This window comes from Fodinisporobacter ferrooxydans, assembly GCF_022818495.1.
GTDB classification, from domain to species: Bacteria; Bacillota; Bacilli; order Tumebacillales; family MYW30-H2; genus Fodinisporobacter; species Fodinisporobacter ferrooxydans.
This window is the reverse complement of record NZ_CP089291.1, coordinates 4,189,988-4,202,985: the sequence shown is the minus strand read 5'-3', so window position 1 is coordinate 4,202,985 and position 12,998 is coordinate 4,189,988. Positions and strand designations below refer to the sequence as shown.

The window sequence follows — 12,998 nt, the reverse complement described above, 5'->3', positions numbered from 1 at the left end:
AAGAAATGTGAGAGAATAGATGGTAATGTTTTAGTGTGGATGGTAAGGAAGGAAGGAACGTATGTTTAGACAAATTGTCGCAACCAGCGATCTGCGCGAAACACGTGTGGCTGTTTTAGAAGACGGCAAAACGGTTGAGATTTATGTAGAACGGCCAAGCGCTCAACGAATCGCCGGAAACCTGTATAAAGGACGTGTTGCCAACGTATTACCGGGGATGCAAGCGGCATTTGTCAACATTGGTCTGGAAAAAAACGCCTTTTTATATATTGATGATTGTGATCAAACGGAGTGGCTTCGGAGGCATCCCCATGACAAACCGACGATTTCCGATCTGCTCACTGTCAATCAGGAAATTGTTGTTCAAGTAAGCAAGGAGCCTGTGAATAACAAAGGTGCACGGGTGACGCAAAAATTGACGCTTCCGGGACGTTATGTGGTATTGATGCCAGGAAATCGCGAGGCGGCTGTTTCCCGCCGCATTGATGATCCTGTGGAACGTGAACGGCTGCAGATGATTGTAGAACCCCTTGTCGATGCGCAGAATGGATTGATTGCGAGAACGGCGGCAATAGGCGTGGCGGAACGAATGATTCGTGAAGATTTCAAGTTTTTATCAGGACTTTGGCAACGAATCGAACGGCAAATACGGACGGTAAAAACACCCGCATTGGTGCATCGGGATGTAGATCTGATCAGTCGAACGGTAAGGGATTTGTTTACGATCGATGTTGACCAATTTATCACAGACTCCTCGGATGTATATCAGACGGTTCTTGAGATTTTAAATTTTGTTGACCCATTCCTGGCAGGAAGAGCGGTGTTGGAGCCGCACCCGACATCACTATTTGGAAAATATCGGATCGATCAGGATCTTGATAAAGCACTGAGGCGGCGTGTTTGGCTTCGCAACGGCGGCTATCTCGTCATTGATCAGACAGAAGCGCTCACGGTTATCGATGTAAATACCGGGAAATATACTGGCACGGATGTTCTGGAAACGACAGTTCGCACAAATTTGGAAGCGGCTCGTGAAATTGCCCGACAAATTCGTTTGCGGGATATCGGTGGGATGATTGTCGTTGACTTTATCGATATGTCCCGCGAACGGCATCGCCAAGAAGTACTCGCGGAATTGGAACATTTGATCAAGCGGGATCGGACGAAAACGCAAATATTCGGTACGACATCACTCGGTCTTGTCGAGATGACACGGAAAAAAGTCCGTCAGAGTCTGGATGAAGTGTTGCAGAAAACATGTCCCTATTGTGAGGGGAAAGGAAAAGTTCGCTCGGAAGAGGCGATGGCAGCCAAAATTGAGCGGGCGATTCGGGAGCAGCATAGTTCGGCTGTGGAAAGTCAAATGCCGGCTGCGGCGATGTTTGTCGAGGCACATCCGCTGGTTGCGGCAGCTTTGATCGGTCCTGGCGGCAATTATTTGGACAAGTTGGAACAAGATCTGAGGATTCCCGTCTATATCAAAGGCAAAGAGCGCCTGCACCTGCGGGATTTTAAAATTGTTCCCACGTCATCTGTAGAGCAGGCGGAATCTCTTGCTTTTCCTGTGGCGATCGGACAAGTAGTAGAAGTATTTGTAGAAGAGCCCCATGTGAACAATCCTTTGAATGGCATTGCGCGCATTGAAGGGTACGTGATTGATGTCGAAGATGGAAGCATGTATGTGGGCCAACGTGTGCCTGTCGAGATCGGCCAAGTATATCGGACATATGCGAAAGGACGTCCATGTATCTCGATCACAAACGGCAATCGTTGACAGACAAATCCTCGATGTGATATTGTATTACGAGTAAGCGTGCCTACGTAAGTATTCACGCTGTAACCGCATGTTGACAGGTTTTAAATCTTGCTTTTGAAATCTCAAACAAGAGATGTCTCGATTGTAGGTGCCTGTTTCAGCGAGTCTGAGTTGAGGAGGTGTACGTATGTACGCAATTTTACAAACTGGCGGTAAACAGTACCGCGTTCAGGAAGGCGATGTTCTTTACATCGAAAAGCTCACTGCGGAAGAAGGAGCCGATGTAAGCTTCGAGCAAGTCATGCTCGTTGAAAAAGATGGACAAGTTACAGTGGGCAGTCCATTCGTGACTGGTGCTGCTGTGACAGGCAAAGTTGTAAAGCACGGCAAAGGCAAGAAAATTATTGTCTTCAAATACAAGGCGAAGAAAAACTACCGTCGCAAACAAGGCCATCGTCAACCTTTTACACAAGTACAAATCACCGGCATTCAAGCATAACATATGATTCGAATTACAATTTCCCGCAACCAAACCGGACAGATTGTCGGTGCAAAAGTCATTGGGCACGCAGGTTACGCAGATGCTGGCGAGGATATCGTCTGTGCTGCTGTGTCGATTCTGATTCAAAACGCTGTCAACAGCATTGAGGCGTTGTGTGGAGTTTCTCTTCATACGGTATCGGAAGATGGAAGAGTTGAATTTCAATCGGCTGATTGCGCAGATCGGAAAGATATTCAGTTGCTCTTGGAATCCATGACGTTTGGGATGCGCGGGATTAGCGAAGAATATCCTAATTTTGTACGAGTACGGGAACAAAAGATCTAGAGGAGGTGGAATCATGTTGAAACTCAATCTCCAACAATTCGCATCGAAAAAAGGGGTAGGTAGTACCCGCAACGGTCGTGATAGTATTGCGAAGCGCCTGGGAGTTAAGCGCCAAGACGGTCAGGTTGTGACTGCCGGCAGCATTTTGGTTCGCCAGCGCGGCACCAAAATTTATCCAGGTGTTAACGTAGGAATCGGTGGAGACGATACGTTGTTTGCTAAAGTCGAAGGCAAAGTTGCTTTTGAGCGCTATGGCCGTGATCGCAAACGTGTAAGTGTGTATCCTGTAGATCAAGCAGTTGAAGCGTAAAGGATTCGAATTGCTCCAATCGGCGTAATTCTTATAACACGTATAAAGGTCTGGGTTTCCAGGCCTTTTTTATATCCTGATTGAAAAGTTTCCGGTGTTTGAACGTTAGGTGAAGGAGTTTTGCAAAAATGGAGGAAATGTACCAACAAATCCATATGTTGCGCAAAGTCGTAACCCTTGCTTGCATCGTTTCCGTGATTGCAATGGCAGTCAATGTTTATGTGGATGTCGAAGATCGTCATTTGCTGTATCCGCTTCATATATCGATAAACGTTTTGTTGCTTGTAATTGTATCGATCTTGGTATACGCACGGATGTTTCTTCAAAAGCGTTTTCCAGTGTTTGGGCAGTTGACAGAATTTCCAAATCGAAGGGATATTTCCACAGATGTTTTTGATATTGTCATACAACTTTTGCGTCAATATCGCCATGACGTGATGAATGATTTGCAGTTGATTCGCGGTTTTTATCAACTGAATCGCACAGAACAAATGATGAATTCCTTTCAACAGGTGATTGATCGGGCACAAAAACAAGCGATTTTGTCAAGCTATCCCGATACGAATATCGCATTTGCATTGTTGGAGGCGGACATCCTATATCCTTTACTCGATCTTGAAATTGTATCAATTGCTTCTTCGGAATCTTCCGAACATTCGAATGTTTACACAATGGAAGGGGTCGCCCATTTTCGTCATGCTTTGCAGGTGTTGGGCACGTATGCACAGCAGCACGACTTGTCCTTGCTTATCGATGTGGAATTTCTACAGAACCAGGTAATTCGAATGCTGGTTTATGGGAAACATGAAGATAGGAATTGGAAGGAATCGTTGCAGTCCAAATGTTTGCATGAAAATAAATCTTGGCAGATTCATCTGAATGAAGAGTCATTATTACTGGAAATTGCTTAAAGGGAGCGGAAACAGGTGTTTGTTGATACAGCGAGAGTGTATGTAAAAGGCGGCGATGGGGGCAATGGAATGGTTGCGTATCGCCGTGAAAAATATGTGCCGGAGGGTGGTCCGGCTGGCGGCGACGGTGGACATGGCGGCGATGTGATTTTTGCAGTCGATGAAGGGCTGCGTACACTATTGGATTTTAAGTATCAGCGCCATTATAAAGCATCGCCGGGAGAAAATGGCCGGAACAAGAACCAGCACGGACGTTCTGCTGAATCTTATATCGTAAAAGTGCCGCCGGGAACGGTTGTGACAGATGCGGATACAGGTGAGTTTTTGGGAGACTTGACGGCAAATGGCCAACAACTGATCGTGGCAAAGGGTGGACGCGGCGGTCGCGGCAACACGCGGTTTGCCACAGCCAAAAACAAAGCTCCGGACATGGCGGAAAAAGGCGAACCTGGAGAAGAGCGATGGGTACAATTGGAATTAAAAGTAATTGCCGATGTAGGACTCGTCGGTTTTCCAAGTGTCGGGAAATCTACGCTGCTTTCTGTAGTGTCTGCGGCGCGTCCGAAAATTGGGGCGTACCATTTCACTACACTTTCCCCAAACTTGGGTGTTGTCGATGTGGGAGATGGCAGAAGCTTTGTATTGGCAGACTTGCCCGGATTGATTGAAGGTGCACATGAAGGCCAGGGGCTTGGCATGCAATTTTTGCGGCATGTCGAACGGACACGAGTGATTCTGCATGTCGTGGACATGGCCGGATCGGAAGGCCGGGACCCCTATGAAGATTGGTTAAAAATCAATGAAGAATTACAGTACTACAATGCAAAACTTGAACAACGTCCGCAAGTGATCGTAGCCAATAAAATGGACATTTCGGAAGCGGAGGAACGTTTGCAAGAGTTTCGGCAGAAGGTGGGGGACGGGTTTCCCATCTATCCTGTTTCCGGTATGACTCGGCAAGGTATACAGGAATTGTTGTACAAAGTTGCTGACATTCTGGACTCCATCCCGGCAATGGAGCCGGATGCCCTGGAATCTGTGGAAGAAATAACGGAACGTAAAGTATACAAGGTTGAGGAAGAAGCGATTCCGTTTACTATTCATCAGGAAAACGGTGCATTTATTGTAGAAAGTGCACGATTGGAAAAATTGGTGCGCATGACCAATTTTGAGCAATACGACGCCGTCAAACGATTCCAACGGATTATGAAAGGGATCGGCGTTGATCAGGCGCTGCGAGAAAAAGGCGCACAGGATGGGGATATGGTCATCGTCGGAGATCTGGAGTTTGAGTATAGTGAATAATAAATCTGCCATAGATTCCAAAATTTCTGCACAGGGGAATTCGGTTGCACATGAACGATTGCTCGTGCCTGAATTTTTGCGCCAAATCATGTTTGCACAGGCCGCTGCGTCTCCCAATCGGGAGATCTGCGGTCTTTTGTTTGGGCACAAGGGTTCGGATTATATTGGACAAGAATACATTGGAATTCCGAATATCGCTACGGTACCCAATCGGTTTGTCATGGATCCGGAAGCTTTGATTTCGGCGCTATTTGCGAAAAAAGGGAGCGAACACGCCGCACATCTGATCGGCATTGTTCACAGTCATCCGGATGTTCAGGGAAAATCCGTGCCATCATTGATAGATGTGCTTGGACATTGGTCTAAAGATACATTGAGCATTATCTTGTATCGTATAGCGGATACCTGGGAGATGGCCGCATATCGAATCGATGCAACACAGTTGACAACCCAAAGAATATCCGTTGCCATTGTATCGACAGGTCCCTGCGGATAAAGCCATATAAGAATTCAATCGTAAATATAGCAGGGGATATTTTCACAATATGATGTTATTTAATAAATAACTTTTATTTAAAAACAAAAAGGAAATTGGCGGACGATGTAGAATTTATATTTCAAGATCATGGGAAAAGAGGAAAATGCCGTGTTTGATTTTACATATCCTCTAATGACTCCATAGGGAGGTGTTGTATGTTCCGTTTGCCAAGCTCTGAAGGGATGGTGGGAATGGATGAATTGTTGCAGTTTGCAGTCGAAAAACGGGCAAGTGACATTCATGTGGAGCCATACAAACATGCGTATCGTGTTCGGCTGCGAGTGGATGGGGCGTTGTTTACATTGCCTGAATCGATTCCGGCAGCAGATGCACAGCGACTCATCATTCGGCTGAAAAATTTGGCAGGTATGGATATATCGGAAAAGCGGCGCCCTCAAGATGGAAGTTTTCCGTGGATCATCGACAATGGAGGAGATATGCAGGAAAAACAGCCGCACAGAGTCGATGTTCGCATTTCCTCCATGCCTACGATTGACGGTGAGAAGCTGGTGCTGCGTCTTCTGTACGCGACAAATGGCAGACTGTCATTGGAAGAATTGGGAATGGACCGTTCGACAGTACAGGTGTTCCGAAACTTATTGGAATTTCCATACGGGATGATCCTCGTCACAGGACCTACGGGGTCCGGTAAATCTACCACTTTATATACCGCACTGCAATTGCTCAACGATCCGCGTATCAATATTGTGGCATTGGAAGATCCGATCGAATATTCGATTCAAGGAATCACGCAAGTCGAAATAAATTCCCGTTCAGGCATTACGTTTGCGACCGGTTTGCGCTCATTGTTGCGACAAGATCCGAATATTATCATGATTGGAGAAATCCGGGACGCCGAAACGGCGGAAATCGCCATTCGGGCTGCGTTAACCGGACATCGGGTTTTTAGTACGCTGCATACATCTGACAGTATACAGGCGATTGTACGTTTGATTGATATGGGCATCGAACCATATTTGGTGGCTTCTGCTTTACGAGGAGTGATTGCACAACGGCTTGTGCGAAAACGTTGCCCCCATGGCTGCATGCATGATATCCCCGCAAATATACAGCCAACTTCTGATCATCCGGCTACAGATGCGCCACATCACCAGACGGGTTCGTATGATCCAAAATTCATAAGCGTAGATGGAAGTATGGAATCACTGACTTGCAAGACGTGTAATGGGACGGGCTATGCCGGGCGAACAGGCGCCTTTGAAATTCTTCCGCTGCATGCATCGCTGAAACGGCTGATCTCACAAAACGGCAGTGAAGATGAATTGCGACTCCTTGCAAGAAAACAAGGGATGGAGATGTTGGATAATATACTTTTGCGCTACGTAAAGGAGGGAATTACCGATTCGCATGAAATGGCTCGCTGGTTTAGCGGGACAGGGCAGACTTCTGATATTTCGATGGCAACAGCTGACACAACGCCGAATTCCGTTATCTGACATTGTTCGTTGGACACGCATGTTTCATGGATTGCTTGCTGCCGGATTGCCAATCTCCGACTGCTTGCAAACATTGTACCGATCCGAGTCGCTTCTGCATCCACAACTGACCGCCATCACAGGTCAACTGCTGCAGGCCATTCACCAGGGTGAACGAGTTTCTGCTTCCCTGCATTCCACACGTCTCCCGGCGCTTTTTGTACATATGGTGCAAATTGGGGAAGAAACAGGAGAACTTGCCCTTTGTTTACAGATGATGAAGCGCCATTATCAGCAGCAGCTCGAGTGGCAGCGGCAAATCCGCAAACTGCTGACATATCCTCTCACGATTCTTCTGGCAACCTGTATTTTGCTTTCGTTTCTCGCATGGTTTGTTTTGCCGCAATTTCAAAGTATGTATCAGATGATGGGGATCCATGTAAGTGAATCTTTGCAACTGGCCCTCGTCGGCATCCGATATGGGTTGCCAGCAATCGGTGTTTGTGGCATTGGCATGCTGCTTTTGTGTTGGTTCAGAGTGTACCAATTATGGCAGCAACCTCAGCGATTAGCCGCAGCATTCCTGTCCGCCTGTAAATACCCGTTTATCAGAATGTATTTAAAACTGTGGTTTAGTGTGGCTTTTGCCGAATCCCTGGGGATTTTGCTACAAGCGGGAGTATCTCTTTCACAAAGTCTGCAAATTATGGAGATGTCAAAGCAGCAACCTTTATTGCAATACTTTGCGGAAAGATTCCATCAGTCCATTCTGCAGGGGGATTCTCCGACAATAGCCGCGCAATCCTTTCCTTTTACGAATGACTTGTTGGCAATGATTCAATTAGCAGAACAAACGGGTGACTTGGCGGGCAACTTTACGCACGCTGCACATGTTTTGCGGGAAGAATGGAGGGACGCCATTGGATTTTTCATTGAACGGCTGCAACCTGTTTTCATGATCGTCATCGGCGGTTTCGTAGGAGGGACAGTGTTATTGGTTTTATTGCCGATGTTCCAATTGATGTCAGCCATGTAGCTGTTTGGATCGATAGAAATGGATGATGTGGATAGAATCGTACACGGTGTTTTCTAAGATGGAATATGAAAGCATGACAGGATCGACGGAAAAGAATTGTGTGGATAGTATCCGAATTTTTCGACACGTTCAGGAAGGATGATTGCAGATGCATGGAAAGCGGGAGCGGCAGATATCACCATTTCAGAGGAGACAGAGGGGCCAGGAGAGACAACGGTTCATTTCTTATCCTGCAAATGATCGCGGATTCACTTTGCTGGAACTCATGGTGAGCGTTTTTATCATTTCTGTCCTGATGGCAATTGCCATACCGAATTTGCGTGGTTCCGGCGAAAAAGCGCAAAAAGCGGCCTGCGAATCAGACCAACGATTGATTCGCACTGCTCTGGACAGCTATTGGGTAGAAAATCACAGCTATCCGACTGGAACAACGGATGAAATAGTAAACACTCTTGTCAGCGACAAGTATTTACAGGCAAAGCCAAAAGAACCATCCGGCGGGCAGTTTTCAGTGATCATCAGCAACGATACGGCACAAGTATCATGCAGTGTACATGGGGAATTGGGGGATACGGATGGGGTATCGCCGACCACTCCTTAAAGAGCGGAAGCCTGGAAAATGGAGGTGCAAGACGTTGCAGATATTGAAACAACATGAGGGGATGCTGCTGATCGAGCTGCTTCTCGCATTGATGGTTGTTTCCATTGTTTCAAGTATGACGATTGCTGGTCTGAAACGGTATCTGGAAATCTATATGCTCAATCAATATGCGATGCAGGTCAAAGCAGATATCACCTATTGCCAAGAGGAAGCCATTCGGACACATTCGGTTTGCCTTCTCCAATGGCAACGGTTGCGCCCGGCGTATCAAATTTTGGCGAATGGCATTGTTTATAGACGCAATCCCCCTTCTTTCATCACTTACAAATATAACTACTTCAACTTTCCATCCAGTGAGATTACCTATAACTATTACGGAAGAACGTCAACCAGCGGACAAATCATTTTGACAGATTCCTATGGAGATATTCGTAATCTTGTTCTTTATATGCAATCAGGTCAAGTAAGCATACTTCCTTATATTTTGCAACATGGCAGCTAGACATGGAAACTAAACATAGAAACTAAACATAGAAACTGAACATGGCAATTAGTTGTGACGAATGATTTGCTTTTAGTGCGTGTTCAAAAAGTGGTTAAGTAAGACACAAGGAGTGCGAAGCCGAAGCACGAAAAGGCGACGGAGTGTACGTGTCTGGTACATGAGTAAGCCTTTTTGGGATTCGGCAAAGCAATCCGCCGGGGAGTTTTGACTACTTTTTGAACATCCTCTTTTATTAAAAATCGAACAAAAGGAGAGTATGCAGATCGAAAGAGGAGATACAGGAAACACGCTCCATAAACGGATCAATGGATGGGAAATCGGCCGCATCGGCGAAAAAGGAATGTTTACACTGGATGCGCTGGTTGCTGTCGCCATATGTTCGGTTGCTTCCCTTAGTGCTGTATTTGCACTGCATTCGACACTGTTGTTGCAGTCTGCAAGCATACACAGAGAGATTGCTTGGGAAATTGCAGATAACGTTCTCGAAAGTGCGGTACAATCCCAAATAAATGTACCGGAACAAATAGAACGATCACAAAATGGGATCACCTATATCGTCACACGTGTTCCCATGGTGGCTGCTGATTTCCCTTCGCTGATCGAATATCGTGTGGATGTGAAGTGGATCGAAGTTGACGGACGCCAAAGAAACATTCATTGGGAGGCATTGAAAGCTATTGCGAAAAAGAACGGATGAACGGGGGATTTTTTTATGGGATCTCTTGGTGAGTGTCAGTATTTCTATCCTATTGTTCAGTCTTATTTTGATGTTTTTAAGTTTTGTATGGCATCAGTATGATCGAAGTACGAGGCAACTGGATGGAATGGAGCAAGCAACAGTCTTTTTTCAACAATTAAGGGAAGATGTAAACCAAAGCACAAGAATCGTCACTGTCGGCAGTTATCTGCAACTGGATCTTGCCAAAGGGGGAACCGTAGAGCTTTGGTTCAACAAAAACCCAAAAGCGATGCACGTGGTTCGCTTGATCAATGGCCGTGGGGGTGAAGTTGCCTGTACAAATGTGAGAAGCGTGAATTTCCAGCGGATCGAACCAAATGCCCTTCGTATTCAAATCAATCTTGGAGACGACAAAAAACCGGTCCATTACGATCTGACATTTTATTCAAAAGTCATCTAGGAGTCCGAAATGCTGTCCGTGTCGTGACAAAAAGAGTTCGAATCCGAATGGCAATCCGATATGCAAAGGGACTGCAAACGAATGAACAGGGTTTTATCTCGCTCTTTACATTGGCAATTATGGTAGTATGTTTGACATTGGCAGGATTTTTGATTACAGATGCCGAGATTCAAAATCGCCAAGTGACCCGCACGGAACAAATGCTGAAGGCGAATGTTTTGGCGCAAGACGCATTGGAATTGGGGAAACAGAAACTGGATAGCGACAGGAGTTGGCGTGGAACAAGCGACTGGATTGCCAGGGAAAATGGCAACTGCCAATATACCATACAATCGGATCCACAGCCGCCCCTTTGGAACTCTTTGCAGGCAAAAAATCCAACCGGAGTCATGATCAAAGGAATGGGGAAAACTGCGGATGGATCCTTGCGCATCATTCTGATCTGGTATGATTCAACGACGCGGAACACATACGCCTATATGCACGCATAAAAATCTATGGTATCGTGAAAAAGACTTGCCGGGAAGTTTTTCCCGAAGTGCGTGTTCAAAACGTGGGGTTTTGACTGCTTTTTGAACATCTTCTCAAAAATAAGAGAAAATGTGTTCGTTGACGTACAAGTGTAAACATACTACACTACTTTTATGACCACGCGCATGTGGTCTTTTGTTCATACAAAGGAGAGAAACCAACCATGTGTGGTATATGCGGTCTGATGACCAAAAACAATCAAGCGGTTGACGAAACGACAATCATCCGCATGTGCGACCAAATCATCCATAGAGGACCTGATGATCATGGCGTGTATTTGGATCACGGGGTCGGACTTGGATTCCGCCGTTTATCCATTATCGATTTGGAAGGCGGGCATCAGCCACTATCCAATGAAGACGGTACTGTTTGGATTATTTTCAATGGTGAAATCTATAACTATCAGTCCCTGCGCCGTCAATTGATCGATTTGGGACATACATTTAAAACAGAAGCAGATACAGAGGTCATTGTTCACCTTTATGAAGAAAAAGGACCGGATTGTGTCAGAGAACTGCGCGGCATGTTTGCATTTGCGATTTGGGACAGCCGCAATCAGCAACTGTTCGCAGCTCGGGATTACTTTGGGATCAAGCCTTTTTATTATGTGGAAACTGGCGACCATTTTGCGTTTGGTTCGGAAATCAAAAGTTTATTGCAAGTTCCGGGTGTCAAACGGGAAGTGGATGCCCAATCTTTTTGGAATTATTTAACGTTTCAATACGTACCGGAGCCGGATACGATGTTCCGGCAAATTAAGAAATTACCCCCCGCCCATCGAATGGTTCTGAAAAACGGAACATTAAAAATTGAGCGGTATTGGGAGGCATCCTTTCATCCGGAACCGGACAAGCCATTGTCCTTTTTTGTTGAAGGGACACGGGAACTGTTAAAGGAATCTGTCAAGATACATATGAACAGCGACGTACCACGCGGCGCTTTTTTGTCCAGCGGCGTAGATTCCAGCACGGTTGTTGCATTACTACGGAAAATGGAGCAAGTAAAAACTTTCACAGTCGGTTTTGAAGGTGCCGGCGGAATGAACGAAATCGAATATGCACGGGAGACTGCGCGGATTCTGGGGACAGAGCACCGGGATGTCGTCATATCGGCGGAAACGTATCGGGAGCAGTTGCCAAGGCTCGCATTTTATCAAGATGAGCCGGTTGCCGACCCATCTGCGATAGCGTTATACTTTGTAGCCGAATTGGCGAGCAAGTACATTACCGTTGTGTTATCAGGAGAAGGGGCCGATGAAATTTTCGGCGGATATACCATATATAGGGAACCTTTATCCTTGAAAATGTTTGATTATATGCCGCCGTCGATGCGGCGGACATTGGGTTCCATGGCAGCCTATATGCCGGAAGGTGTCAAAGGCAGAAGTTTTCTGATGCGCGGATCCAAACCTGTGCAGGAGCGATTTGTCGGAAATGCGTTCATATTCACGGATGAGGAAAAACGCAGATTCGTAAAAATCAATGCGGATGCGCCCGGTTTTGTGAAACCTTTTGACATTACGGGAAACTATTATCAGCGTGCTGCTTCGTATGATGATGTGACAAAAATGCAATACGTGGATATTCATACTTGGCTTGCCGGCGATATCTTGATGAAAGCAGACAAGATGACAATGGCCAATTCTCTCGAATTGCGCGTGCCGTTCTTGGATAAGGAGATTTTTGAATTTGCCGCAAAAATTCCGATGCAGTATCGTTTGATGAACAATACGACAAAGTTTGTCTTGCGGGAAGCAGTCAAAGATATTTTGCCCAAGGAAGTATCGACCCGAAAAAAACTGGGGTTCCCTGTACCGATGCGAAAATGGTTGCGGAATGAATTTTATGACTGGGCATATCAGTTGATTGAATCGAGCCCGATCGATTCATTGATCGACAAATCATACGTGCTGCAATTGCTGGAAGATCATCGCAAGGAAGTACGCGACAATTCCCGGAAGGTATGGACGATTTTAATGTTTATATTGTGGCATCAGATATATATTGAACATTCTGTGCACATCAACCCGGCTCCCAGTCCGAATATTCAGGTTCGCCGCAACTATCAGCAGGAATCGGTAACGGTGTAGATTGCGGTCGAAATC

General features: G+C 46.0%; 15 protein-coding genes and 1 other annotated feature. All 15 genes read left to right on the top strand.

All coding sequences use genetic code 11. The features are described from left to right. The first annotated feature begins 61 nt into the window (after nucleotides 1–61). The 15 genes from LSG31_RS20250 to asnB all read left to right on the top strand — a co-directional run bounded on the left by LSG31_RS20250 (nucleotide 62) and on the right by asnB (nucleotide 12,983). Nucleotides 62–1,774, top strand: a complete 1,713-nt coding sequence (locus LSG31_RS20250) for an Rne/Rng family ribonuclease (protein WP_347436841.1) — start codon at nucleotides 62–64, stop codon at nucleotides 1,772–1,774. A gap of 54 nt (nucleotides 1,775–1,828) precedes the next feature. Continuing rightward, nucleotides 1,829–1,934, top strand: a sequence feature (ribosomal protein L21 leader region). A 9-nt stretch (nucleotides 1,935–1,943) separates the two neighbouring features. Continuing rightward, nucleotides 1,944–2,255 carry a 50S ribosomal protein L21 gene (gene rplU / locus LSG31_RS20245; protein ID WP_347436840.1) on the top strand — a complete coding sequence of 104 codons (312 nt, stop codon included), beginning with the start codon at nucleotides 1,944–1,946 and terminating at the stop codon, nucleotides 2,253–2,255. 3 nt (nucleotides 2,256–2,258) lie between these two features. Then, complete coding sequence (locus tag LSG31_RS20240) at nucleotides 2,259–2,582, top strand: ribosomal-processing cysteine protease Prp (protein ID WP_347436839.1); 324 nt, start codon at nucleotides 2,259–2,261, stop codon at nucleotides 2,580–2,582. A 13-nt stretch (nucleotides 2,583–2,595) separates the two neighbouring features. Continuing rightward, nucleotides 2,596–2,892 carry a 50S ribosomal protein L27 gene (gene rpmA, locus LSG31_RS20235; protein ID WP_347436838.1) on the top strand — a complete coding sequence of 99 codons (297 nt, stop codon included), beginning with the start codon at nucleotides 2,596–2,598 and terminating at the stop codon, nucleotides 2,890–2,892. Nucleotides 2,893–3,020: 128 nt separating this feature from the next. Further along, nucleotides 3,021–3,803: a Spo0B domain-containing protein gene (locus LSG31_RS20230; protein ID WP_347436837.1), complete on the top strand. Its 783-nt coding sequence runs from the start codon at nucleotides 3,021–3,023 to the stop codon at nucleotides 3,801–3,803. Nucleotides 3,804–3,818: 15 nt separating this feature from the next. Beyond that, the gene (obgE, locus tag LSG31_RS20225) at nucleotides 3,819–5,108 is read left to right on the top strand and encodes a GTPase ObgE (protein ID WP_347436836.1); all 1,290 of its coding nucleotides are present in this window, start codon (nucleotides 3,819–3,821) and stop codon (nucleotides 5,106–5,108) included. Beyond that, entirely contained in the window at nucleotides 5,101–5,604 is a 504-nt protein-coding gene (locus tag LSG31_RS20220; RefSeq protein WP_347436835.1) for a Mov34/MPN/PAD-1 family protein, read from the top strand. The genes obgE and LSG31_RS20220 overlap by 8 nt, the downstream gene beginning before the upstream one ends. A gap of 197 nt (nucleotides 5,605–5,801) precedes the next feature. After that, on the top strand, nucleotides 5,802–7,103 hold the full coding sequence (locus tag LSG31_RS20215) for a GspE/PulE family protein (RefSeq protein WP_347436834.1): 1,302 nt from the start codon (nucleotides 5,802–5,804) through the stop codon (nucleotides 7,101–7,103). Then, nucleotides 7,015–8,118 (top strand): type II secretion system F family protein, encoded by a 1,104-nt coding sequence (locus LSG31_RS20210; RefSeq protein ID WP_347436833.1) that lies wholly within the window; start codon nucleotides 7,015–7,017, stop codon nucleotides 8,116–8,118. Before LSG31_RS20215 ends, LSG31_RS20210 begins: the two co-directional genes overlap by 89 nt. Before the next feature lie 148 nt (nucleotides 8,119–8,266). Further along, entirely contained in the window at nucleotides 8,267–8,719 is a 453-nt protein-coding gene (locus tag LSG31_RS20205; protein WP_347436832.1) for a competence type IV pilus major pilin ComGC, read from the top strand. A 34-nt stretch (nucleotides 8,720–8,753) separates the two neighbouring features. Further along, complete coding sequence (locus LSG31_RS20200) at nucleotides 8,754–9,221, top strand: hypothetical protein (protein WP_347436831.1); 468 nt, start codon at nucleotides 8,754–8,756, stop codon at nucleotides 9,219–9,221. Nucleotides 9,222–9,480: 259 nt separating this feature from the next. Next, nucleotides 9,481–9,921 (top strand): hypothetical protein, encoded by a 441-nt coding sequence (locus LSG31_RS20195; protein WP_347436830.1) that lies wholly within the window; start codon nucleotides 9,481–9,483, stop codon nucleotides 9,919–9,921. Next, nucleotides 9,902–10,363: a hypothetical protein gene (locus tag LSG31_RS20190; RefSeq protein WP_347436829.1), complete on the top strand. Its 462-nt coding sequence runs from the start codon at nucleotides 9,902–9,904 to the stop codon at nucleotides 10,361–10,363. Before LSG31_RS20195 ends, LSG31_RS20190 begins: the two co-directional genes overlap by 20 nt. A 47-nt stretch (nucleotides 10,364–10,410) precedes the next feature. Then, nucleotides 10,411–10,854: a hypothetical protein gene (locus tag LSG31_RS20185; protein WP_347436828.1), complete on the top strand. Its 444-nt coding sequence runs from the start codon at nucleotides 10,411–10,413 to the stop codon at nucleotides 10,852–10,854. 203 nt (nucleotides 10,855–11,057) lie between these two features. Then, nucleotides 11,058–12,983 (top strand): asparagine synthase (glutamine-hydrolyzing), encoded by a 1,926-nt coding sequence (gene asnB, locus LSG31_RS20180; protein ID WP_347436827.1) that lies wholly within the window; start codon nucleotides 11,058–11,060, stop codon nucleotides 12,981–12,983. The last annotated feature ends 15 nt before the right edge of the window (nucleotides 12,984–12,998 follow it).